General features: G+C 46.8%; 22 protein-coding genes. 7 read left to right on the top strand and 15 right to left on the bottom strand.

All coding sequences use genetic code 11. The annotated features are described in order from the left end of the window. Positions 1-289 precede the first annotated feature (289 nt). From BWI93_RS03920 to BWI93_RS03905, 4 genes are all read right to left on the bottom strand, one after another. Complete coding sequence (locus BWI93_RS03920; protein WP_094808852.1) at positions 290-1,222, bottom strand: alpha/beta fold hydrolase; 933 nt, start codon at positions 1,220-1,222, stop codon at positions 290-292. 269 nt (positions 1,223-1,491) lie between these two features. After that, positions 1,492-2,106 (bottom strand): response regulator transcription factor, encoded by a 615-nt coding sequence (locus tag BWI93_RS03915; RefSeq protein ID WP_094808851.1) that lies wholly within the window; start codon positions 2,104-2,106, stop codon positions 1,492-1,494. A 55-nt stretch (positions 2,107-2,161) separates the two neighbouring features. Further along, positions 2,162-2,779: a sensor histidine kinase gene (locus BWI93_RS03910; RefSeq protein ID WP_094808850.1), complete on the bottom strand. Its 618-nt coding sequence runs from the start codon at positions 2,777-2,779 to the stop codon at positions 2,162-2,164. An 89-nt stretch (positions 2,780-2,868) separates the two neighbouring features. Next, positions 2,869-4,014 (bottom strand): hypothetical protein, encoded by a 1,146-nt coding sequence (locus BWI93_RS03905; RefSeq protein ID WP_094808849.1) that lies wholly within the window; start codon positions 4,012-4,014, stop codon positions 2,869-2,871. 249 nt (positions 4,015-4,263) lie between these two features. On the opposite strand from BWI93_RS03905, the gene BWI93_RS03900 reads away from it, so the two are divergent. The 4 genes from BWI93_RS03900 to BWI93_RS28490 all read left to right on the top strand — a co-directional run bounded on the left by BWI93_RS03900 (position 4,264) and on the right by BWI93_RS28490 (position 10,788). Then, positions 4,264-6,489: a S8 family serine peptidase gene (locus BWI93_RS03900; RefSeq protein WP_094808848.1), complete on the top strand. Its 2,226-nt coding sequence runs from the start codon at positions 4,264-4,266 to the stop codon at positions 6,487-6,489. Positions 6,490-6,859: 370 nt separating this feature from the next. Then, a complete protein-coding gene (locus BWI93_RS27395) occupies positions 6,860-7,039 on the top strand; it encodes a hypothetical protein (RefSeq protein WP_141217346.1) in 180 nt (59 codons plus the stop codon). 1,339 nt (positions 7,040-8,378) lie between these two features. After that, positions 8,379-8,882, top strand: a complete 504-nt coding sequence (locus tag BWI93_RS03890; RefSeq protein ID WP_141217345.1) for a PleD family two-component system response regulator — start codon at positions 8,379-8,381, stop codon at positions 8,880-8,882. Between the two features lie 232 nt (positions 8,883-9,114). After that, positions 9,115-10,788 carry a hypothetical protein gene (locus tag BWI93_RS28490; RefSeq protein WP_255157713.1) on the top strand — a complete coding sequence of 558 codons (1,674 nt, stop codon included), beginning with the start codon at positions 9,115-9,117 and terminating at the stop codon, positions 10,786-10,788. 1,067 nt (positions 10,789-11,855) lie between these two features. Here BWI93_RS28490 and BWI93_RS03880 read toward each other — a convergent pair. From BWI93_RS03880 to BWI93_RS03865, 3 genes are all read right to left on the bottom strand, one after another. Further along, positions 11,856-12,518 carry a YhcG family protein gene (locus BWI93_RS03880; protein WP_255157712.1) on the bottom strand — a complete coding sequence of 221 codons (663 nt, stop codon included), beginning with the start codon at positions 12,516-12,518 and terminating at the stop codon, positions 11,856-11,858. A gap of 113 nt (positions 12,519-12,631) precedes the next feature. Further along, positions 12,632-12,859 carry a DUF1016 N-terminal domain-containing protein gene (locus BWI93_RS03875; protein WP_094808844.1) on the bottom strand — a complete coding sequence of 76 codons (228 nt, stop codon included), beginning with the start codon at positions 12,857-12,859 and terminating at the stop codon, positions 12,632-12,634. Between the two features lie 1,947 nt (positions 12,860-14,806). Then, positions 14,807-15,097 (bottom strand): hypothetical protein, encoded by a 291-nt coding sequence (locus tag BWI93_RS03865; protein ID WP_094808842.1) that lies wholly within the window; start codon positions 15,095-15,097, stop codon positions 14,807-14,809. Between the two features lie 500 nt (positions 15,098-15,597). Between BWI93_RS03865 and BWI93_RS03860 the strand changes: the two genes are divergently transcribed. The 3 genes from BWI93_RS03860 to BWI93_RS03855 all read left to right on the top strand — a co-directional run bounded on the left by BWI93_RS03860 (position 15,598) and on the right by BWI93_RS03855 (position 17,466). Next, a complete protein-coding gene (locus BWI93_RS03860; RefSeq protein WP_255157711.1) occupies positions 15,598-16,740 on the top strand; it encodes a hypothetical protein in 1,143 nt (380 codons plus the stop codon). 11 nt (positions 16,741-16,751) lie between these two features. Then, entirely contained in the window at positions 16,752-16,952 is a 201-nt protein-coding gene (locus tag BWI93_RS28485; protein ID WP_255157710.1) for a hypothetical protein, read from the top strand. A gap of 139 nt (positions 16,953-17,091) precedes the next feature. Next, positions 17,092-17,466: a VOC family protein gene (locus BWI93_RS03855; RefSeq protein ID WP_158242890.1), complete on the top strand. Its 375-nt coding sequence runs from the start codon at positions 17,092-17,094 to the stop codon at positions 17,464-17,466. 261 nt (positions 17,467-17,727) lie between these two features. On the opposite strand, the gene BWI93_RS03850 is transcribed toward BWI93_RS03855, so the two are convergent. From BWI93_RS03850 to BWI93_RS03810, 8 genes are all read right to left on the bottom strand, one after another. Beyond that, the gene (locus BWI93_RS03850) at positions 17,728-18,492 is read right to left on the bottom strand and encodes an AraC family transcriptional regulator (RefSeq protein ID WP_094808840.1); all 765 of its coding nucleotides are present in this window, start codon (positions 18,490-18,492) and stop codon (positions 17,728-17,730) included. 389 nt (positions 18,493-18,881) lie between these two features. Then, a complete protein-coding gene (locus BWI93_RS29385; RefSeq protein WP_094808839.1) occupies positions 18,882-19,133 on the bottom strand; it encodes a glycan-binding surface protein in 252 nt (83 codons plus the stop codon). Beyond that, positions 19,130-19,363 (bottom strand): hypothetical protein, encoded by a 234-nt coding sequence (locus BWI93_RS27390; RefSeq protein WP_141217343.1) that lies wholly within the window; start codon positions 19,361-19,363, stop codon positions 19,130-19,132. Before BWI93_RS27390 ends, BWI93_RS29385 begins: the two co-directional genes overlap by 4 nt. Before the next feature lie 496 nt (positions 19,364-19,859). Beyond that, positions 19,860-20,135 carry a hypothetical protein gene (locus BWI93_RS03835; RefSeq protein WP_094808837.1) on the bottom strand — a complete coding sequence of 92 codons (276 nt, stop codon included), beginning with the start codon at positions 20,133-20,135 and terminating at the stop codon, positions 19,860-19,862. A 187-nt stretch (positions 20,136-20,322) separates the two neighbouring features. After that, a complete protein-coding gene (locus BWI93_RS03830) occupies positions 20,323-21,504 on the bottom strand; it encodes a DUF5686 family protein (protein WP_255157716.1) in 1,182 nt (393 codons plus the stop codon). A gap of 121 nt (positions 21,505-21,625) precedes the next feature. Then, positions 21,626-22,294, bottom strand: a complete 669-nt coding sequence (locus BWI93_RS03820) for a DUF5686 family protein (RefSeq protein WP_369679094.1) — start codon at positions 22,292-22,294, stop codon at positions 21,626-21,628. A 47-nt stretch (positions 22,295-22,341) separates the two neighbouring features. Continuing rightward, positions 22,342-22,884, bottom strand: a complete 543-nt coding sequence (locus BWI93_RS03815; RefSeq protein WP_094808833.1) for a carboxypeptidase-like regulatory domain-containing protein — start codon at positions 22,882-22,884, stop codon at positions 22,342-22,344. A 38-nt stretch (positions 22,885-22,922) separates the two neighbouring features. Next, on the bottom strand, positions 22,923-23,330 hold the full coding sequence (locus tag BWI93_RS03810; protein ID WP_094808832.1) for a DoxX family protein: 408 nt from the start codon (positions 23,328-23,330) through the stop codon (positions 22,923-22,925).

Raw genomic sequence — 23,330 nt, 5'->3', positions numbered from 1 at the left:
TTACACCACCTTGCCCGAAATCCTGGCCAGGACCATAGTTGCCAAAAAAGAAGAACAGGATCGTTAACCAGAAGTCCTTTCAATCAGCTTTTGATGAAGAAACGGTTCTTTCAATGCTTTTGCAGGATCGAAAATCAGCTACTTTCTATCGTGAATTTATTAGTCTGAAAACCAGTTTTGCGGAATTCCGTTACCAATTCCAGAAGCGAAGCGAAGGCATTGACTCTTCACAACTGTACCTGAGTGGCACGACAAGGTTCTCGTTAGTTGTGTCGAAAGTCATTCCTTTTCATTTCCCATAACTGTGTATGATGTTCACAAAAGTTATGTTTTGATCCACAAATGGATAATGCGAACAATTGTCGATGAGATAAAAATTGTGCTTCCCCATCAGCTTTTGTACATCCTGTAGTTGTGCTTTTGAAAAAATTCCGTCCTGTTTGCCATACAATGCATAGAGTTTACGGCCACGTTTTTTAAGGCTATTCAGAATAGGAGTCGTATCCATAGTAACGCGTTTCTCGTTTTTGTAGAACGTTACAGGGGCCTGGTCATTACGAATATTGTCTTTAAAAAACTCACTTTTCGTATATCGGTTGTTTACGATTTCGGACTCTTCCGTCGGAGCAGGCATTCGGAAATACCCGTACGCAGAAGCTAGTTCATACGTCTTTCCTCTATAAACCGCACTTTTTTTATCGAGCGTTTTTACCTCCTTTATTTTCTCGAGCGTAGCCGTATCATGCTTCTTTTCCGCCTGCTTTGCCACACTGCTCAGAATATGGTCATAGGTCCGTTGCTGGTCGACGAGAGCACCCACCAGAATAAGACGTTCTACCCGCTCCGGGAAAGCTTGCGTATATAGCGTAGATACGATTCCACCAAAACTATGACCAATGATGCTAAATTTTCGTAATGACAGCTGATTGGCCAGATTATTCAGGTCTTCAATGGCTTCGTCAAACGTAAATTTTGCCCCAGTATCAATGGATCGCCCTTCCCCACGCCGGTCATACACAACCACGTAAAAACCCGCATCCGCCAGTACCTGTGCAGTGGTTGCTTCGAAAAGGGTGGCATTGCCCCGTGGCCCACCGTGCACAAATACTACGGAAGGATCCGTTTGGTTGCCATACGTTTTTACGTAAAGTTGCTGAGCCTGGGCAGCCCAGGAAAAGGATACCAGTAACAGACTGGCAATCAGGGTTTGAATAGGGGGCATTATCGTACTTTTACAGGCAATATAGCCCGGAAGAAGCAGGAAAGTCAAAAAACAGCCGTTCTAATGACTAGCATCAACATCCGATTACGTAGACATTTTGATTCCATCCATGTTGCTTGCGTATCCCTTCATCCACTATACTCAATGCGACCTGAACCACACCAGAGGAAGCCCCGAAAATCGAATTCCGGGTTGGCTCCTTCTGAATTGCCGGTTAATCTGGTTCCGGTATCACTCGCTCAGGATCAGCCAGGATGCCCTACGATTGCCTACAAGCTTTGCAGAAAATCGTAAAATTCCTGCTTATTTCCCAGCTTCAGCTTCGCGTTAATGTTTTTGCGGTGCGTTTCTACCGTCAAATAGCTCAGACCCAACTCCTGAGCAATTTGCTCCGTTGTATTTCCGGCTTTCAGAGCCAGTACAATTTCATACTCCCGTTTGGTAAGTTGGTGCCGGAGGGCAAAAAAGTCTTTCACTGAACCTTCCTTACCGGGCTGATCGACCCGAAGGATGCGGTCGCCCGCCATAATTTTTTGCAGACTGAAAATCAATTCGGCAGCGGGTGTTGTCTTGGTTAAGTAGCCATCGACCTGGGCCGCCGCAAAGCGATTGATTTCCCTTTTCTGAGCGTACATACTGATGATGACAATACGCGGCTTAGGGAGTAAGGATTTTAGCTGGACCACGACCTCCAGCCCGTTCAGTTGGGGCATGTTGTAATCAACGAGTACTAAATCGGGCACCAGGGCCTGACAGGTATGCAGGGCCTGCCGACTATCATATACTTGCCCAATGACTTCAAATAGTCCCGATTCTTTCAAAATCAGGGCCAGTCCATCGTTGAACAGGTGGTGATCGTCTACAATTATTGTTCGTATATTCATGGCTTGTGCAGGTTTGGATTCTAGGTTCCCGATTCGTAAGGACGATTTCCGTAAGTTAATCTTTCATCGCCGTTTCCAGACTAACCAGCGTACCTCCCGAGCCCCCATCCAGCGTCAGTATTAACCCGGCCAGTTCGGCTCGTTTATACATATTGCGGATACCGATCCCGTTCGTTTTTTCATTTAACGTATATCCAATTCCGTCATCTTCGACTGTAATCCGTACGAGTTTTTTGTTCAGAAAGACCTGTACGACTGCCTCCGTAGCCTGGGAATGCTTGACTATGTTCGTTAACACCTCCTGTATAATCCGGTAGATCCCTTCCTGTTTCAGGGTTGACAACTGCCCGAGTTGACCTTCCGTGAAATCGTTATACACGAAGGCAATAGCCGAGAAATCATTAAACCGCTCGATGAGATCTTCCAGCTTTTCATCCAGGGGCCGAAGATCATCCCTGACTAGATTATGGCTGAGCACGCGGGTTTCGCCGATGGCCTCTCGGATCAGCTCCTGAGCAGTAGTTACGTTAGGCTCCCTGAGATTCAGATACCCTAGAGCGGAAGCCAGCGTGTTGCCTAACTGGTCGTGCAGGTTACGTCCAATCTGCTCAATTTCCGTTTTCCGCAGGGTTTCCAAAGCCTGGTGGACGGACTGGATTTGTTGATTGGTCATCTGACGGCTCACGAGTTCTCTACGAAACAGAGCCAGAATTAAATACCCAAATAAAAACAGGTAGTAGATGGGCTGAACAACGCTGTAATTCAGGATCGGCGTGTTGCGAGATAGGTTTTGTAAAGCACCGGAACAAAAATCAGCGTGGAAGTAATGAACAGATATTTTTCCCGCTTTTCGATAAAACCCAGTACTGAGATGTAAAAGAGCCAGAGAATATTCAGGGTAGTAAGTAGTAAACTGGCCGCCGTAACGAATGCCTGAAGCGGTGGCCTAAGGGGAACTAGAAGCAGCCCCATGGGAATCAGATTAGCCACCACCAGCGTACGTATTGCGTAGCGATGCCCGGTCTGATAGATTCCCAGACTTCGGATGTATTCCGTACCGAAGCTATGAAACAGGGCGTTTGCCATGAAAATAATAAAAAGTCCAATTGAATTGGCCGTCAGGCTTAGCCGTGCGGGGAACGGAAAGGCATCAAAGAAATAGTTATAATTCAGCTGGCCCAGGGCAATGGGAAACATGTATACACCGAAGCAAATCAGCAACCGATGCCTGAAAATCACGCCGAGCGAAAAAACGGTAAACATGAAAAAGAAAACACTCGCCAGGGCCAGGAGCCGGATAACTTCCTCTTTTTCATGGTTGATCATAAACGCTTTTTCCGTGGAAACGACCGGATTCAATTCATGGACGCCGGTGGTACGCCGGCTCCGCAAGAGCAATAGTAGACTATCGTGGGGAGCCAGTTCGAAAGGCAGGGCAAAATCCCGGAGCGGAATGGCTCGCTGTCCGAGCGGCATACCCCGGTCCAGTTTCCCCACGTATCGCAGCGAAAGCGAGTCCTTTCGCCCTACCCAGGCTTCGAGGGTATCGCAGCGATTGTGATCCAGATTCATCACCATTTTCTGGAGTTCATCCGTCGTATTCACCAGCGGTATGCAGATCCAGGCCTCCGGGCAACGATAGGCGGGTTCACTCATCGCTTCGCCCGTTTTTATTTCGCCTGATGGAGCCTTCAACGCTGCCAAAAAAGCGTAGGGAGTAGTGATAGTACCTGTATATACCACCATTCGCTCCTGAGCCAGCAGGGTAGTCAATGGACGGTCGACCACTAGCGGTTCAGGCAAAGGGAAGGCCTGCCCCCAGGCCGTATGAATCAGCCCGATCGCCAGGATCAGCCAGGCGACTCGACTCAGGATTGCTTTAGTAAAAGCGGATTGACAGGCGTACATGCTGTGGCAAAGATTACATAAACGAAAACGCCCGGCCATACCTGCCAGCAGGTAGAAGCCCGAAACAAAGAAACTTGACTTTTGATAGAAAAAGTAAGTTTCTACCTGTTAGCAGGTATGTTTTTGAGAAAAGAGCTGCTGTAGGTTTGTACCATAAAGATTAAAACGATACCAGTCCGGACCAGCTCCGGCTTACCGCTCACACATCCTCATCCTAACAATTCCTACCTTTTACATCCCCTTTCTTTGATGAAACATCTGTACTTTTTTGGTCTGACTTTTCTGGGCCTGAGTGTGAGTAGTATGGGCCAGCAGCTTACTCAATCGGATAAGCTGCGAGTGCTGGAACTAAGTAAAGAATTCAGAACGGCGGAAGATCGCCGGATTCTGGAAATCAAGACCTATTTGCGAAGTCATCCCCATGTTCGTCAGTCGTACGTAGATGCTACGGGGGCTTACGTGTACCTTCATTCTGTCGATGCGGCGGGAAACCCACTGTATTACAAGACCCGCAGCAACATTGGATTGGCGAAATCCATCAAAACCGATAAACTCTGGAATGGGGGTGGACTGGGCCTCGACTTACAGGGTCAGGGCATGGAAGTCAGCTCCGAACGTTCGCGATTGGGCGTATGGGAACCCAATCCGGTTCGCACCTCGCATCAGGAATTCGGCGGTCGGGCCGTCACGCGTGACACGCCGTTATTTAGCCAGCCCGATGCGAACGGGGGTACCGATCACGCCGCTCACGTAGCCGCAACGATGGTTGCCGCGGGCATCAATGCGGATGCGAAAGGGATGGCTCATCAGGCCCGGATTGACTGCTACGAAGTTCAAAGCGATGAAAAGGTGGAAATGAATACGGCCGCCGCCGCAGGCATGCTAGTTTCCAATCACTCCTACGGCCCCAAATTCGCCAAAGATTCCATTGCCCTCGGCGTGTACACGAGCGAATGCCGGGAGTTCGATCAGATTGCTTATGGCAACAAATACTACCTTCAGTTTCACGCCGCTGGTAATGACCGGGACGAAAGCGAGGGCATCAAATATGATATTCTGATTGGCAGTGCCAATGCCAAAAACATCGTCGCCATCGGGGCGGTAAAGATTCTGGCGAACGGCTACAAAGATTCTTCCAGTGTCGAAATCGCTGATTTCAGTAGTTTCGGACCTACCGATGACGGCCGGGTAAAACCCGATCTGGTAGCTCCGGGCGTGAGTATCAACTCGGCTTCCTCGCAGGGAGACAATTTGTACAAAGTTTCCAGCGGTACATCCATGGCTAGTCCGGGTGCGGCGGCCTCCCTGTTCCTACTCCAGCAACATCACAAAAATGTCAAAGGTGGTGTGTTTATGAAAGCGGCCACACTCAAAGGGTTAGGCATCCACACCGCCGACGAAACGGGTTCCGCTGCGGGCCCCGACTACTCCTTCGGCTGGGGCCTGATTAATATGGAAAGAGCGATCCAGGTGATTAATAATCCGGACCTGAAAAGCGTCATGGAAGAGGCCGTACTGGGCAATGGAGCAACTTACCGAAAAGAAATCAAAACCGGAGGCGGACCGTTTAAGGCAACCCTATGCTGGACGGACCCCGCGGGTACGCCCGTTGCCCCCGTTCAGCGGGATAACCGGACGCCGATGCTCGTCAATGACCTTGACCTTCGTCTGATCAACGCAGCCGATCATTCAGTGGTGGGTGTTTTTCCCTGGAAATTGAACCCGGATGCTCCGACGGCGGCGGCAACCCGTGGTGATAATGTAGTCGACAACGTTGAGCAGATTTACGTCGATAACCTGCCCGAAGGAACCTACTATTTGCAGGTCACGCACAAGGGATCACTTCAGGAAGGTACCGTTTTCAACCCAATTGCCCGGACGATGGCTACGCAGCAGGAGTTTTCGATCTTCTCAACCGATTTCAGTGCCAAAGCATTACCCGTTACGCTGGTCCGTTTCGACGCCCGATGCCGAAATCAGCAGATTCAGCTTGACTGGCGTACGGCTGCTGAGCAGCAGGTGAGCCATTTCGATCTTCAGTATAGTTCTGACTCCAAAAGTTGGGAAAACGTGGGCCGCGTACCGTTTCAAAAAGATGTTCACCAATATTCCTTTTCCAAAGCAGGACTCGCCATGGGCTATTACCGTTTAGTATCCGTGGATGTCGATGGAAGGCAGCAATCCTTCCGGGCTCAGTACGCTTCCTGTACGCTTACGCAGGATCAGGTCTATGTTTATCCGAATCCCGTAACCGACATCCTGACCCTTGAAAGTTCATTAACGGCGGCCAGCGATCTGGACCTGCGGGTGTATACGGCTCAGGGCTTACTCTTGAAAAGCGAACGTCTGCAAGCGGCCAAAGGCACCAGCCAGATTCCGGTTACTCTGAAAGCCCTGCAACCGGGTATTTATCTGGTATACCTTTCCTGGAATCAGGGATCGCAGCAGCAGGTATTCCGAATTATTAAGAATTAACCCACCTCGAATTCCTTACCCAAAGACGCGTTTTCTCCTGGGATTATCCGTCTTCAGTACCCACACCCACCCGTCCAATGCAAAGGCCTTCTTTTTCAGCACTCAGGTTCTGGGAAGAAGGTCTTTGCTTAACGTTAACTCTGATCAATTTCTGTAAGCGTTCTCTGGAGCAAATCAAAATGGAACAATCGCTCTCCATACGTAAAGGGTAATCGATAATCGTCCAGCCAGGGTAAAGGCTTCAGGTAGGGATTTTCAGCAAAGAGCCTTTCTGCACTAGCAAGCCCGGATGCCTCCTGCGGCGTTAATGTCACTTTTATGGGCTTAAAAACGGGCTGAAGAAGAACTCAGGGAAGCGGATCGTAGCCCCATGACCACGCTTCGCAACGATTTACAAACTCTTTCGCTAACGGCTTCTACAAATGCCCAGGCTACGTCTGTGTTAGAAATGATGTCTCGCCAGACCGAGCACCTGGTACGGATGGTGGATGACCTGTTGGCTGTCAGCAGGGTAAAATCGAACTTCGAAAGGCGAGCGTCAACCGGGTAGAGCTTACCCGCCAGACCACGGAATCCATACAAACGTTAGTACAGCAAAACCAGCGGGAAGACCGGTTTAAAAACCCCTGAAAAATTGAAACCTGACGTCATTCTTTTAGACATTAGTAGGCCGGAGCTGGAAGTTACGAAACCTGCCGGGAGGTTTGGCAGCAGCCTTGGAAAAAGAACTGTTTACTGTTGCCGCGTCGGACTATGAACAGGAAAAGATAGACAGAAGTTTGATTAGATGGCCATCTAACCAAGCCGATTGATGTTGAGACCTTACTCAAAGTACTATCAGTGTCAGATAAACGAAATTAATGATTCCGTAGGATGTGCCTAACACATCCTGGAACCTTTCCTAAGCTTTGGCACGTGTTTGCGTTTGCTGAAAAAGACCCTGTAATTCTAAAGTCTGGTATCGATTGATTGTTCCTATTCACATTTTTCAAGCTCCAGTCTTTCTCTCCGCGAACTAGTAAGGATTAAATGAGTAGCATTGAATGAGAGAACGGACCACCGGATTTGAGTGGGTGTCCAGCTAGCGGATGGTCCGGCAAATGTGGTTACAATAGCTCTTCTCTCGGCAGTGTACGTCCAAAGAATGGCGTGTCCCTGTTGAACGGGTTGGCAATTCGCCAGGGAATCATTAGAGACATACAGATCTGTCTCGTGGAAGGTCCAACGGTTCCAGGACCTGCCTTCAGGAGAGGTGGCTCTCCAGGTACCTATCAATTGATTGGGTGTACGAATGATGTCTGATTGATCACGGCAACCCATTGCCATCACCAAGCTTACCCAAATGAATCTTTTCATAGTCTATACGGAACGTTGGTATTTTATGGAAGAAGACCCCATCGTAAGCTATTTCGTTGGAAACACTGTCTATAAGTATCTGTACGTTAAATAGAAGAAATACAGCTATGTCCATCCGTATGCCTTTCTGTGTAATCGTTACCATTCGATCATGCATACGATGCCCCATAGTAAGTATCCTTCTCTTGATGCCTTGTTTGTTGCTAAAGATTGGCCTGTAGTTCTAGTTCTATCATCCATTCTCAGCAATAATCCGGATCGTTTGCTTTATCTACCTGTCAGACCAACGGATTCTTCCAAAAGCGAGCCCTATCCGTTAAAGATCAACCTACTTCGCACGGACAATTGTCAGTAACTAACCAGGGCCGCTCTTGTAGTGACCGGCCCTGGTTAGTTACTTGACTTTTAATCTAAGAAGCTGCGTTTACTGATTTCTGATGTTCTGAATCGAGACGATACGATAGATCAGTATTGCGTTTTAGTACCTAAACACGCGTTACCTCACCTGCCCAAACGTACGCTTTACCGGGGGCTTGCATAGTTTTTATAGGGATAACCAGACTATCTACTATAAATTATTGCCTATAATGGCTCAATCCTTTTCTTTTGACACCCACCCTTTGGTCATCCTGGAAGATGACGAAGATGATCGTCACATTTATGAAAACCTTTTACGCGAAATTGCTCCACATCTTCAGCTTCGGTTCTTTATAAGCGGCGAAGACTTATTAGCCGCTTTACAAAGCAAAAGTCTGCAACCCTTTTTAATTATCTCGGAAGTGCACTTAAGTGGCATGACGGGCATGGAGCTTAGAAAAAAGCTTGATGAAGATCAGTCGATTAGGACCAAAGCGATTCCTTTCGTTTTCTTTTCTCACCCCATCTTTAAAAGAGAACTGGAAGAAGCGTATCACTTAACGATTCAGGGTTTTTTCGAAAAAAGTCCGGATTTAGCAGAATTTGGCCGTCAGCTTGATTCGGTCGTTCGCTACTGGTCTGATTGTAAACATCCCAATCGATCAGACATTGAGTCTTGAGGAAAAGCATCCTGTAAATACCTTAGTATCAGCTTCTAAAAAAGAGCTATTGCCAGATTTGGTGGAAGACCATTCCGTCTATCCTACTGATTGTGATTGGCAGGAGGGCAAGAAATGCCTCTTTTTACTACTGCCGTGGGAAATGATTTCATGCTTCTGAAGTCAGAAAACGGTTATACAGACTAGAATCTCTCACCCAAATAAATTATCCACACTCCTAATACGTTCGTTAATGAATCAAAATGTTGAACAGGACCGGCTATCCAAGCAATGGTCCAATGAAGAAAACTGGTATGAATGGGGCCCTTATTTAAGTGAGCGTCAATGGGGAACAGTTCGGGAAGACTACTCGGCCGATGGCGAGGCCTGGGACTCTTTTCCCCATGATCACGCCCGAATGCGGGTGTACCGCTGGGGTGAGGATGGACTGGCGGGCATTTCTGACGAAACTCAGACGTTATGTTTTGCTTTGTCGCTCTGGAATGGGAAAGATCCGTATTTAAAAGAACGTTTGTTTGGCCTTTCCAATGAGCAGGGTAATCACGGGGAGGATGTCAAGGAACTGTATTATTACCTGGACAATACACCGACGCACAGTCACATGCGGATGCTGTATAAATATCCCCAAGCGGCCTTTCCCTACGAAGCGTTAGTACAGGAAAACGCCAGTCGGAGTCCGCATGATCCTGAGTTTGAGTTACTGGACACGGGTATTTTCCAGAACCAGTCTTACTTTGATGTAGAGGTTTTCTATGCTAAACATGAGACTCAGGACATCCTCATCCGGGTCGTCGTGCATAATCGGGGTACGGAGGAAGCTACCCTGCAGGTGTTACCAACGCTCTGGTTCCGCAATCGCTGGGCTTTTCATGTGGAAGCTGAAAAACCAGTGATTGAGCGGGTGAATGACCAGCAGCTTCGGGCTTCGCATCACCGTCTGGGTACGTATCATCTGACCTTTGAGCCAGCTCAGCACGTATTGATCACCGAAAACGAAACCAATACCGAGCGGGTTTTTAATCAGCCCAATACTTCGCCGTTCGTAAAAGACGCCTTTCACGATGCGGTTACGACGGGCAACTACGAACCCTTTTCCGAGCAACCTGCGGGAACCAAGGCCGCTCCCGTGTATGCTCTTACCTTAGGAGCTGGCGAGTCCCGGGAAATCCGGCTGCGGCTAAGTAAACATGAACAGGGGGATTTAGGGGAAGACTTCGAGAACATTTTTCATCAGCGAGCCGAGGAAGCCAATGCCTTTTATGCTCCCTTAACGGAAGGGCTTACCGAAGACGATACCCGCATCAAGCGGCAGGCCTGGGCCGGACTTTTATGGTCGAAACAATACTATCACTACGATGTGCGTCGCTGGCTGGAAGGGGATGTCGGACAGCCCATTCCGCCGAGTGAACGCTGGCATGGCCGCAACTCAGACTGGCAGCACCTCAATGCCGAGCACATCATGATTATGCCTGACAAATGGGAATATCCGTGGTTTGCGGCCTGGGATCAGGCGTTCCAGTCCATCGCCATGGAAAGCATTGATCTGGAGTTTGCCAAGCAACAGCTTTACCTGCATGCCGACCCTCGTTACCAGGCTCCCGATGGGCGTCTACCCGCGTACGAATGGAATTTCTCGGATAATAACCCGCACTTCGGGCCGCCATTAGCTGGGTTTTTTACAAGCAGGAACTGGAGTTTACGGGTCGGAAAGACTACGAATTTTTATCCGTCATGTTCGATCGCCTGCGGCCCAATTATGAGTGGTGGATCAATCATGCCAGCGGCGTGGAAGACGGGTTGTTTCAGGGAGGATTTCTGGGCCTGGATAACATTAGTCTGTTCGATCGGAGCGAGGATATACCCGCCGGTGGTACGCTGGACCAGGCGGATGCTACGGCCTGGGTAGCTGCCTATACGCTCTCAATGATGCGGATTGCATTGGAGCTGGCTCAGGAAAAACCTGAGATTTACGAGCAACTTAGTTGTTACTACCTTGATCAGTACCTGCATATCAGCAAAGCTCTGGAAAACATTGCCAAACTGTGGATCGACGACGATAATCCCGACAGCGATAATGGCTTTGCGTATGATATACTGCACCTTCCCAACGGAGAAAAAATAACCATCCCCCTGCGTTCGCTGGTCGGTTTGGCTAATCTTTTTGCCGTGATGACGGTTGAACGCGAACAGATTGAGAAGTTACCCGCTTTCTATGAGAAAGTGAAAACGTATCTTCAGGATACGGCCTCTGACAACCCCTGTTACTGCGTTATCAACGATAATCCCGAGCGGGAATCACTGCTGTTTGCCCTGCTTTCGGCCAAACAACTGGAGAAATTAAGTTCATTCCTGTTTTCAGAGGACGAATTTTTGGCTCCGGGAGGTATTCGCTCGTTGTCAGCCGCTTATCGTGATCCCTTTACCATGGAAATTGCGGGTGAACCGAAAGAGATTCGGTACACGCCCGGCGAATCCGACTCCAACATGTTTGGCGGAAATTCAAACTGGAGAGGTCCGGTATGGTATCCGTTCAATTTCTTCATCGTCAAATCGCTGGAAGAATTCGGAAATTATTACCAGGATCAGGTGCAGGTAGCGTTACCGGCAGGCAGTGAAAATTGTGGTAATCTAACCGATGCGGCGGCATTCCTGACTACCCGGTTATGGCACGCGTTTCGACCAGACGAAAAGGGACTAAGACCCTGTTTCGGCAAAGATGTCATCTACGCGGAAGATCCTTATTTTAAAGACCTGATTCTGTATTATGAACATTTTGACGGCGATACCTCCAGGGGTTTAGGAGCGAGCCATCAAACGGGCTGGACAGCTTTGATTACGCGTCTATAAATGACCGAATGCCCTGCGAATTTTCGCAGGGTATTCTATTTAAAATAAAAAGTAGCCTTCGATCACAGAGAGATTGTTGCTTCCTTCGAAATTCTTCCATGAATACATACAAATGATTACTAGATCCTAAGAATTGGATGGCATTTGTCCTGTTTCACGCCGAATAAAATTGAGTAGCATTTCCCGATCGGGGAGTTGTGCCAGGTACGTAGAGACAAATAGCTCGTTGCTCATGCCGCTGGTAGCGTATTCCACCAGGGTTGAATCTTTGTCAGCACAGAGTATGATGCCCACGGGAGGATTGTCTCCTTCGATCATTTCATTCGCCTTATAGTAGTTCAAATACACATTCATCTGGCCCGCATCGGCGTGGTCGAAACGGCCGATTTTCAGGTCAATGAGTACATGACACCGAAGAATGCGATGATAAAAAACCAGATCAATCCGGTAATGGTGGTTATCGAAACTGATGCGTTTCTGTCGGGCTTCAAAACAAAATCCGCGTCCCAGTTCAAGTAAGAATTCCTGTAGATGCGTGATGATGGCCGTTTCCAGATCGTTCTCGGAGAATTCAACGCGTTCTTCCAACCCCAGAAATTCCAGTAAGTAAGGATTTCGGATCAGATCGGATAAGCCCGCCGGCTGGTTTTCCTTCATCCTGCCGATTACCGCTGCTTTATCGGTAGACAATCCGGTTCGTTCCGCCAGTAGCGTAGTTATGGCCCGGGTGAGCTCCCTTACCGTCCAGTTGTTTTTCAGGCATTCGACTTCATAGAATCGTCGTTTCAAAGAGTCATCTACGCGTATCAATTCCAGAAAGTGAGAGAACGTTAACCTATTTAACATCAGATTGATATCGACGGACGGCAAGTCATCCGTATGAGCAACCTGTTTTTCAGCTCCTATCTGTAAATGGTAGGGTGATTGGACAAATCTAATTTTCCAGACAGCGTCTGGAAAATCTGCGGATAGGCCAAATAGAAGTTCTTGTAATTATAGAGGTTACTTTTGGCAAACCCCTTATGGCCGCGTTTACTCAGCGTAGTAGCAATGGATGGAATCAGGTTTTGTCCATAGCGGGCCCGGTCTTCCCCATGCTGCTCAAACTCAACGACGTATAAACCAATCATGAATGAGTGATTCAAATTGCATAGGAATACGACCGTCAAATTCTAAAGATTACAAATCTATCAATCAAAAGGGGCAAAGCTTTGATCGCTAGCCATGAGAAGAAAAGATATCTGAAGCGTACCAACTATTCCGGTCCGGCACACTCAGCGGGTTAATCTTCTCCCGTTTGCTACTTTATAGGGTTGATTTTAGTATTTCAGACGATCCCATTTATAGTCCATAGCGTGCCAATCGCATGATTGATGATGGACTTAGGTAACCGACGAAGATGATTTCAGGGCGTTTACCAATGAACCCTTGGAAGAGGTTACAGCCAGCAGGCACGCTTGAGTGACGGATAGAATTTAATAGCTCTTTTAAGTAGCTACTAGTTTAGATTTATCGGCTCAAAGTGGACACAATGGGGTTAAAACCGTTATAACTACTACCACTAGTGATAAAACCGTTGTAACTACTATCACTCAGGGATCTTTAGTCACTGTTAAGTCGAAAACTCCTTCTACTCTTACGAGTACGTATCCGACTGTACATGGGTCAGTTATTGTGAATCCTGATGGTACACATTCAACCGTGCATGGATCAGTCATTGTGAATCCCGATGGTACACATTCGACCATGCATGGACCAGTCACTGTTAAACCTGATAGTTCCCAAATTTTTCTACCTCAAAACCATAGTGACGAGTCTAACCGTATCGAATCACTTAAACGGGAGCAGCTTTATGGACCTAAAGCCAAGCTGCGGCGATCGAAAAACAATCCATGATCTCTACCAGGCTTTCTCTTCGCAAATATTGAATTACTAGCTCTCGTACTGAATTCAAAATTTTCGATACATAATATCGACAAGTTATTTTTTTGTCCGCTCGAAATACAACTATTTTTATATCAAAAAATTAAGTATAAAATTCTGAATTATTCAAACTCTTTAAGGAATCAATTCAGAAGGGTATACTAAACTTAGTATCCTTTAAATTTATTTTGATAATTCAGGATAGTACTATCTAATTTTATACATCATTTGCTCAGGCAAACTGCATATACAATACCTATTATAAATATAATAACTCCAGTTATAACAAATGTATAGTAGATCCTTAACTTCCGTTGTTTTTCCGCTATTTTAGAAAACGGAACTTCGGATTTCGTTACGAATGGGAACACCAAAATTAAATATAGAAGTATAAAACCTGATATATTATAGATCATAATATCGCGACCTACTTGTTCATCTTGTATGAATTGACCGAATACTAAAATACTAATTCCTGTATAATACAGATATAGCCAAAATATAATTTGAATATTGTTTCTTTTTTTTAAGCCAATTTTCGTTCCATATTTTGCATTACTTATAAAAGCTCCATCGCTTATATCTCTAAGAAAATTGATATACGTTTTCATGATGAAAATAGTAATGTGATCAGGATTTTACATTTACTTTTAAAGTTACAATCACAATGTATATATTTATTCTGGACGTGCCGTCGTCCCTACTGAAATTCCTATTGACACACCCGTACAAAGAACACACCATCCAACTGGCGTGAGAAATACCGCACCACCTACCGCAATTGATCCAAATGTAGGCCAATCATTTGCAATTATTTCACCTCCTCTAAATCCAATAATCCATTGAACTGTACCTACAACAGTAGCTACACCACTCCCGCCGTTGTTGGTGCGGGTACGCTAGAACGACGATGCACTCACAACAATAGGTAAGTATAGATTGTCCGTCAGTGCTCGGGATGAAGACGATATTTTGACCGTCGGAAACTAACGTTCATCTACTTTAATGCGTGTTAAACCTGTCTTTGAATCTACACAATCCGATCCATACAACCGTGTACTACACGGAATGGCTGGACCTGCAATGTCTTTACTAAAAAAGCCCCTTTCATGGGCTTTTTTAGTAAAGACATTCTAGCTTATTTGCTGAATCCACTATCTGTCCTGCTGCCGACCGGCTATCACGTTAACTATTTCCTGTCGATACTGCTTGAACTCAAGTGTGAAGTCCTCATAGATTTCCTGAAAAAGATCTGGATGCTTTACAATTGCTTCATGAGCTTTCACGGCCCGTTTGGCTAAATTCTCAAAACGTGACTGATAAGGAACATCACAGGGGGCCTGCTCGATTCCTAAAATATACCCGTCCACATAAACGGTAATGAGGGCATTCAGGCAGTCCTGAACAGCCATTGGCGTTACTGATTGGGATAGTATTTCCATCATGGTTCGTCTTTTATTATCGTGGGTAAATCCTGATCTAGGGCCTTAATTAAGAAAGCCCATCTACCGTCGCAGATGGGCCTTAAATAAGACCTATCTACCGTCGCAGGTAGGCCCTAGTAGACGTCATCGGTCGTCAAAGCCGCCACTCTTCTGACCGATTCAGTACTGTAAAGTTACCAGTAAACTGGCAATTGATAAATACGTATTCGATTAATGGAACGGTTTGCCCGATGACCAGACTATTTTTCTGCCTAAAAGGTCATGTACAGTTTTTCCCACTTGCCAGGAAGCTAGTAAAGCTTATCTATGTCTCAGCAATTCTCTCGTAGTTTGAGAAGGCGTTCGTATGCTTTGAACGGGTAGGTCTTTGCAAATAGATGGGTGTATTTCATCGGGCTCTGACTAAAAGAAAACAAGCTTTTCATCCGTATATTGGCTAGTACATTAACCTAACGATTGATTATTCTACTTGTCTCACATTTCCAGCAAGCCCATCATTCATGTCCGATAACTCCTCCTTGCCTGGTTCGCAACTTACTCCCGACGAGCAAGACAAGCTCCGTGAGCTAACCACCCAAAGCTGGAACCTCGAATTAGCTATTTCCGGGGTGGCCATGTTTGCCATCCTGCAATTGCCCGATTTACTCGAATCGCTGTTCAATTACCTGCGGTATAATTACATGGCTCACACCAGTGGCCCAGCGGCCACTTTACCCTCCCTGGCCTACAGTATGATTCGGGCTACTTGTTATGTCTTGTTTGCGGCTTTTCTGGCCAATTTTGTGATGCGGGCGTTTTGGGTAGGTCTGGTAGGATTGCTAGCCGTTTTTCCTTCGGGCATCCGCTACGACCATATTTCCTTCTCTACGCCTCATGCCCGGAAACGTATGGCTGAGGAATTGGGCCCACTCGACCGCTATATCCTCTGGCTCGACAAACGGTGCAATATCGTCTTTGCCCTTGCTTTTCAGTTCGTGTTCCTGCTCGTGGTGATAGCCTTGTTGTACTTGCTGGGGTTACTATTCTACCTAGTGGTTCAGCCTAACGTACCCGCCACGGTCTGGTTTGGAATCAAAGTTGTTCTGGGCGTTCTGGCAGTTGCCTTTTACCTAGCCATTATCTTGTTGAACCAAAAGAAGATCAAAGAGACCCCCAGGGGCATTCAGCTTCACTATCGGCTTACGAAGGTAGGGCAGCTCCTGTTGATGGGTCTATACAAACACTCTTCCTACATCACCAACACCTTTTACAGCAATATCCGGCCCAGCAAGTTGATTCGGGCGGCAGCCCTTTTTATGGGAATATTTTTTATGGTGTTCTTGCTCGAATACAGCAACGATCCTACCAGCGGACAGATGTCACTTTTCAACAGCCGACATCTGTACTCGGCCAGTATCGATAGTCTCTACATGGAGCCTACGGCCTATGATAACCAGCGTGCCGAAGGTGCCTTTATTGGTGGAGCTTCCATCCAGTCCGACGTCATTCGGGAACCTTACCTACGCCTGTTCATTGCCTATCCCAAAGCACTCGACACCCTGCTCAAACAGGTAGTATCCGAACCAGCCTGGAGCGATACCCTGTCGAGTAAGGCACGTCGCAGCAATATGCCATCTGGAGCAGTCAGCAAATCAGGAAGCTGATCCGCATCACTGTGAACGATTCGACCTATGCCCAACCTGACCTACTCTTTACCAAAGCCGGGAGTCAGGAGCAAAGTGGCTGGCAAACGGTGTTGGTACCAGGCAATCTTAAAACAGGTCACAACCGGCTCAGCGTAGTATTGCAAGACCCCCGAAAAAAAGAGGCCGATCAGCTGGCGACCATTCCATTCTGGTATGTCCCTGAACCCTAGTCAACGTAGCTTCAGACTGGTGTGATTGCCATGTACAGAACAGCGATTCATTTCATAGTCAATGAATGAATGTCTGATTTATCCAATGTATAGAGCCGATAAGAGGCCAACTTGCTGCCCTTCTCTACATATACATCACATGAAACTCAATCACATTAATCTTGTCGTCACCGATATTCCCAAAGCCATCGGCTTATTTGTCAATCAGCTAGGGTTTAAATGCTTTACGAATAGAAATGACAGGATGGCTATCTTGACCAATACCGATGCGTTTGCCTTGGTATTGTGGTCATCAAGTCTGAACCGGGAGCAAACCGTCCAATACCCGGAAAATTTTCATATTGGCTTTTATCAACCTGATCGAGAATCCGTACTAGCTGTCTATGAGAGCCTGCAGGGGCTGGAAGTGACCTTTGAGAGTGAACCAAAGAAAATAAGAAACACCTTTGGTTTTTACTTTCATTTTGAGCATTTGATGATCGAAATCAGTATGATTCCTACCTCCTTTGAATAAACGTCAGACGAGGTGACTGCTACGCCCGCAAAGCACTACTATACAATACGTTAATGATTACCTACTCCACCGTTCCAGGTTCAGGCTTGGAACGGTCACCATTTCAACAGGTTCCATTTCAATTATGACATGTTCTGTCTAATCAGTAACTCATGAACCCTTTACCTTTTCACCAACCACCCGCAGGCCCTCCTCTTTGACAAGCGTATGGGTACTTTCGCATTACTGGTTTACTGCTGCCTTTCGTATTTCAAAACCCTTCTACTTTTTCAAGTGCAATGATTCATCGCAGAAACCTCGCAACTGGACGAATCGGACCTCTCGCTGCTGATAAAGTTGTTTGGGTGTAGTTCCCGTATGCTTCTTCGTTTGTCTGATGAAATGAGACTGGTCATAATAATAGGACTGTGGGTAAAAATGACCTTGTCCGATCTGCGGTAAAGCAGAGAAAAAGACCAGTTGTTCGAGATATGCTTTGAGCGGCAGGCCAAACCAGGCTTTGAAATAACGGTTTATCTGTCGATCAGCCCAGCCCGTTTCCAGGGCTAATTCATGAACCGAGATAGCCCCCTTGCATTGGTCTATTAACGCCAGGAGGTTTCGTTTTCTGGGATCAATAATTTGAGAACGGAGTTGTTGCTGAAGCAGGGCACTTATGGCGTCTGCAAAACTAGCTAGTGGCGTATGGGCGTTCAGCTCCAGGGACTCAAAATCCAGGGACAGTTTCAGACTGGAATTGGTAGACAATCGGGTTCGAAGCAGGTATTCAACCGCTAATAGTTTAAACCGAACGCCCAGGAAGACCGCTTGATCGGGAATGCTTATCTCCAATCTATGGGTTGATAAGCCAAACAACGTCACCTGTTGGGGTTGCTCAGGGAAAATGGAAAAAATCAACTCGATTCCTGCATCAGGGATGATGGTGTAGTGGCTATCTGTACCACTCGTATTGTGGGTCTTCCAGAAGGTAAAAACAAAAGGGTGAAGCAATTCGTCTGGTTGATGGTCTGAATACTGAATACCCATGAGCTGTTTTGGTCAAAATTTCGTAGTACAACGATAACTTCTTTCTAACCTTTTACAAACGATGAGCCATTCAGGAAACGGTAATAATGCCTTTTGCTGCAAGTACTACTGAAAACGTGTCTTAGGTAAGTGATAAAGTCTGTACATCCGTACAGGCCAACTAGCAGCAATATTCCGGATTGCCCACATTTGATGTTTCATCAGGGACTTGGAGTTCTTTATGGTTTTAAGACGTTCTCCTTTCACAAGTCATTCCATTCACTGGGAAAGAGATTGCTTGACAAGCCGCAAGGTCCCCCTTGCGGCTTGTTATAAACATCCGTTAACTTTTTGTATGCCAAAGCTTTCAGATTCTGTAACAGCTGAAATCCGAAGTAATTCCTCTCGGTTTAGAGCGTTTGTGTCAGGGGTACTAATCGAAGATTGGCCATTAACAGCTGAAACTGAACAAGCGGAACACTGGGATAGTTTTGATAAAAGTTAACAAATGCCAGGGCAGAGTTTACGGTGGCATTATCCTGTAAGTAGGTTCTAACGGTCGTAAGTGGTTGACCCGTAGAACCTGCTTTGAAATAAGAAAGCGGAATAGAAACCGTTTGCCACTGTTTTTTAAAGTCGTAGGGAACGACCGCATTACTCAAGGTCCACCAAAATACCCTCCCAGAACAAAGTTCATTTCCACCAACGGAAGCTGATTAGGATGGTTCCAGCGGGCAGACCCAGGTTGGGCCGTAGAGCTGGTATCCATCACCGTAAAACGCTCGTCCGTAAACAAACCAACCTGCCCCTTCCGCTGGTCAAAACAAGGGGCCAGTACCTGCTCAGAACCCTTATCATACGGATAAAAAGATTCAATGGCGGGCTTCTTCATTGGATGCATAGTGAATGCATAGTCACTACGTACATTCCCGATTGGGTACGTTTTGTTCCGGTTTGTACACGAGTCGGTAATACCCGGTGACATTTGTGCTGTCAACACAAAATCACCGATCAAAAACGAACTCAAGGCGTCCAGGACGGATGCGGGTACAATCGTCCCGTTTTTCAACATTTACTTTGAAGCAGATCTGGCCGATTTAGTGAAGGGGCGGGAATTTAGTCAGTTTCTGGTACGAGGCCCGCACTGACTGGATTTTTATTAGCGATCAACAATCGCGACCGCTGAGCTTTTCACCTGAAGTTTCATCCCGAAAAAAGGTGAGAGACTTACGGATTATCCGGAGTCAAAATTGATACCCCTCTTGCAAGGTTTGATAGCTTAATTTTTATCTAATACTGGCATTCCTCCTACTGTGATAGTAGTGCCTGTACATGCATGGCAAAAAAGTAATTGTACCAGGCAAGCGGCTCAGATTCGTAGCTTTTAATCAGTGATTGTTGGTCTGGTTTTCAGCTGGGTATACTTCAACTTTTATTTCTTTAACCCCAGGAATACATAAGACATTATAAACCTTATAGGGGCCTGAAGGTAGTTTGCTAATCCACTTATACTTCTGCATGGCGTCTAAGGTCCACTCAATAGCTATCGTTTGGCCGATTGTTACTGGGTGCGTTATCTCTACTTCCATCATTCCTAAACCAGGTTGTATAGTTGCATGCCGAATGGTTTCTACGGAATCGTAAAATTCTACATAGTACTTCATGAGGAGATGAAGGAATAAAAGCAGTGATAAATTTTAAAATAACAGGAGTTTCGCATTCTGTATTCTCCATAGAATGCGGAATGTTGAAAACGATTTTTCCCACAAGTCGAAGCTCAATTTCATCAGTAGCTCCGGCAATTACATCGTCTCACCCCAAAATGCCCTTGCTTTAGCGGTTATCAAACGCTTAAAACGATACATGCACCGCTGCCCGAATTCCGAACGATCTGGTTCCCGGGGCCTCCAGGTGAGTCAGGCGATGAACGGCTACGATACGCAGGAACCGGAAAATATTATCGACGCCATAACCCACTTCAACGTAGGGCACATTCCCCAGCGATTTAGGTAAGTAAAATTGCGATAACGGAATCTCGTCATTGGTAAAGTATTTCGATACCAGGGTTTCATTTTCCCTGCGTAATCCACCAACCAGTACTTTACCCACCGCAAACGTCCGCAGATTCCATCGATTCAGTAAGGGAACCCGGTTGGTGAACAATCCTTCAAACGAATGATGAAAGGCAAGCGATACGTACCGATCACTGGCAAACTCGGCATACTTCATTAAGTTGAAAGCATTTTTAGCGTATAAAAACGTCTCATTGCCCAAATGCACATTCAGTAAATTAACCGGTAGTAACGAAGGCGTATACAGGGCTTCAATCGTGTAATCCGTTTTACCCATTACCCCCAGGCGAAGGGTATGAGATATGTCCGCTTTAAAGATGTGATAATCGCCGAGTTTCTTCTCTAAAGGAGCTAATTCAGCGTCGGTGATATGTCCTATCGTATAGTTCAGACCAATACTGGGCGAAGTACTTCCCTTACGGATCCGAATCCGGTTGGGGTTTCGAGTAGGCAGGCGGTTGGGTACGTACCGAAGGGCAATGCTTGCTTCGGGGGCATCGTAGGGTCCTACAATGGAAATACGATCATTCATAAACTCCTGCGGGCGAAACTCAAAAATGGGATTAAACCGCCGATGCCGAAGGGTGAGCGTGCCCGTAAAATCCTGCAAAAAGTTCCGTTGCCAAAACAACTGGATGTCTCGCTGGTAGAAAGCCCCGTTCAGCTTTCCGAACCGTGAAGCCAACCGAAATAAAGGGTTGTCCCCAATATCTACCTGACGAATACCGATTTGATCGATGTCAAAATCCGTTTTAAAGCCAAAACGGGTAAATGGAGCGGTCGAGGGCACGAACGTCACCTCCAAGCCGTGTTTCAGGATTTGGTCACGCGTTCCATACGCCAGGTAACCTTTCGCTAGCCACTTTTTACTAAATCCCGGACTGGTACGCATCCCTACCCAGAACCGGTTGTGCTCGATGGCGTTATAGGCATAGCTGGAAAATAGAGAGCCGAACTCCAGGCTTTTGGAAAGCGGCAGATAGCCCCATTCATTCCAAAATCAACCCAGCGGGCCAGCCGTTTAAAGGAGGGCACCTGACTTACCGTATCGATCAGGGCCACGGAATGCTGCTCTTCCCTGGTCATATGCTGCTGATGCTGGGTCTGCCAGAATGCCTGATCCTCGACAGGGCTATCAGCTGCAATCTCAACGGGGGTATCAAAAAATCAGCGGGCCTGGGCTGATTCACTACGGCGTCGCTCGTACTGACCGTGAGCCCCACCACGATTCCGGTGGTTTGATCAAAAAGCCCCGAAGCCTCAATGGATACCTGCGTTTGCTGGGGTATCCAGGTGTGTTCGTTTGGGGTTACTGATTCATATTCCTGCTGAATCAGAATGTTGTCGATGAAATTAATATTGGCTGTCTTCCCAATGGCTGCGTCAATTTGGACCAGAGCGTAGGAAGTGGTGTCGATCCACATCGTTCCCCGAAACGCCAGATCATGCTCGTTTTTGGGGTCAAAATCAATTTTATAGCAGGCTTGTGAACCTACCCGTACGGTATCACTCAGGAAATAGGTGTAAAAGCCAGTTCCGGTTTTGGCTACAGGCGAAATAAATTCTTTCCGAAACAGCCCCACCCAGTTTTGATAGAAGTTGATCGTATTGTAACCGGAAGCCGTTAACCGGGCGATAAAATCATCGTCGGCCACTCCGAGCCCTTTGGCGTATTTTTTATGAATCACTTCTTTCATCCGAACGGGATCTTTCCGGGAAAAAACGGTAGAAACCGACTCGGAAGAATAAATAGGAATGACAACGTCCGCCTTGTTCGTTCGCGACGATTCAACCTGGGCTATCTTCTCGTAGATGTCCCGGATGATTTTCTCTTTTTAAACGTTTCGGAAAGATTCTTTACCGAAATCTGGATTCGATTGTACGCCTGCCATTGATAGGCTTTCCATTGGGCAAAATCATTCTGCTTGCGATGTTCATCCACCAACCGCATCACTCGATAAGCGGGATCCTGACCCCGGACCCGAACGACTACCTCCCGAAGCTGCTGGGAGGTAGCCGATAGCTGCACGTGGATGGTTTGTTGAAGGTTTCGCGTTATGGGCATACTTTTCGTCCGATAGCCAATCGACGTGATGAGAAGTGAATCCGCTAACTCTTTGGTTACGAGTCGGTAGTTCCCTTCAAAATCAGCCTGTGTTCCCTGAGGTTTCCCTTGAAGACCAATCGTGGCAAAAGGAATCCCTTCGCCCGTTTTGGCATCCGTAACCTTACCCGTGAGTACATAGGGCCCCTGAGCCTGCCCCCAGGAAGTCTCAAGAAGAAAGAAAAATCCAAAGAATAAGAGAACGCATTTCTTATTGACTATCATCGACTCAAGCATATGGGGTACGGGTAATGAGGACTATCTAAATTGGTATTTTAGTACCTGGAGATAAGATGATCCAGACTGTATTGGCCAGGGCCCAGCAACAGGCTGGTTACGTAACCAATGAGTAGTAAAAAGCCAGCGGAACCTTCGCCTGCGATGTCTCCCTGATGAGCCACGAAGACAATAACCAAGGCGGTAATCACTAGCGGAATCAACACCAGACGGGTGAGAAACCCCAGCATCAAACCAATCGAGCAAAAGAGCTCCGCTCCGATTGCCAGCACCAGCGACACCGTGCTTCCCAGGCCCAAAAAATCCAGAAAGGAATGCTGTTGCTCGGCAAAATGACTTAATTTTTCGTAGCCATGGGGGATCATGGCCACTGCTAAACCTAGGCGTAAACAAAGACTGGCACTGTTGACTAGTCCGAGCGAATACCCCGTTCTGAACAATTGCAT

It is taken from the genome of Siphonobacter sp. BAB-5385, assembly GCF_002261125.1.
Taxonomy (GTDB): Bacteria; Bacteroidota; Bacteroidia; order Cytophagales; family Spirosomataceae; genus Siphonobacter.
This window is presented reverse-complemented; position numbering and strand designations above follow the sequence as displayed.

What these genes read in the sequence shown, in the direction of transcription:
- BWI93_RS03920 (WP_094808852.1), bottom strand. Translation starts at nt 1,222, where the DNA reads ATGCCCCCTATTCAAACCCTGATTGCCAGTCTGTTACTGGTATCCTTT.
- BWI93_RS03915 (WP_094808851.1), bottom strand. Translation starts at nt 2,106, where the DNA reads ATGAATATACGAACAATAATTGTAGACGATCACCACCTGTTCAACGAT.
- BWI93_RS03910 (WP_094808850.1), bottom strand. Translation starts at nt 2,779, where the DNA reads ATGACCAATCAACAAATCCAGTCCGTCCACCAGGCTTTGGAAACCCTG.
- BWI93_RS03905 (WP_094808849.1), bottom strand. Translation starts at nt 4,014, where the DNA reads ATGTACGCCTGTCAATCCGCTTTTACTAAAGCAATCCTGAGTCGAGTC.
- BWI93_RS03900 (WP_094808848.1), top strand. Translation starts at nt 4,264, where the DNA reads ATGAAACATCTGTACTTTTTTGGTCTGACTTTTCTGGGCCTGAGTGTG.
- BWI93_RS27395 (WP_141217346.1), top strand. Translation starts at nt 6,860, where the DNA reads ATGACCACGCTTCGCAACGATTTACAAACTCTTTCGCTAACGGCTTCT.
- BWI93_RS28490 (WP_255157713.1), top strand. Translation starts at nt 9,115, where the DNA reads ATGAATCAAAATGTTGAACAGGACCGGCTATCCAAGCAATGGTCCAAT.
- BWI93_RS03875 (WP_094808844.1), bottom strand. Translation starts at nt 12,859, where the DNA reads ATGATTGGTTTATACGTCGTTGAGTTTGAGCAGCATGGGGAAGACCGG.
- BWI93_RS03865 (WP_094808842.1), bottom strand. Translation starts at nt 15,097, where the DNA reads ATGATGGAAATACTATCCCAATCAGTAACGCCAATGGCTGTTCAGGAC.
- BWI93_RS03860 (WP_255157711.1), top strand. Translation starts at nt 15,598, where the DNA reads ATGTCCGATAACTCCTCCTTGCCTGGTTCGCAACTTACTCCCGACGAG.
- BWI93_RS03855 (WP_158242890.1), top strand. Translation starts at nt 17,092, where the DNA reads ATGAAACTCAATCACATTAATCTTGTCGTCACCGATATTCCCAAAGCC.
- BWI93_RS03850 (WP_094808840.1), bottom strand. Translation starts at nt 18,492, where the DNA reads ATGGGTATTCAGTATTCAGACCATCAACCAGACGAATTGCTTCACCCT.
- BWI93_RS27390 (WP_141217343.1), bottom strand. Translation starts at nt 19,363, where the DNA reads ATGAAGAAGCCCGCCATTGAATCTTTTTATCCGTATGATAAGGGTTCT.
- BWI93_RS03835 (WP_094808837.1), bottom strand. Translation starts at nt 20,135, where the DNA reads ATGAAGTACTATGTAGAATTTTACGATTCCGTAGAAACCATTCGGCAT.
- BWI93_RS03815 (WP_094808833.1), bottom strand. Translation starts at nt 22,884, where the DNA reads ATGCTTGAGTCGATGATAGTCAATAAGAAATGCGTTCTCTTATTCTTT.
- BWI93_RS03810 (WP_094808832.1), bottom strand. Translation starts at nt 23,330, where the DNA reads ATGCAATTGTTCAGAACGGGGTATTCGCTCGGACTAGTCAACAGTGCC.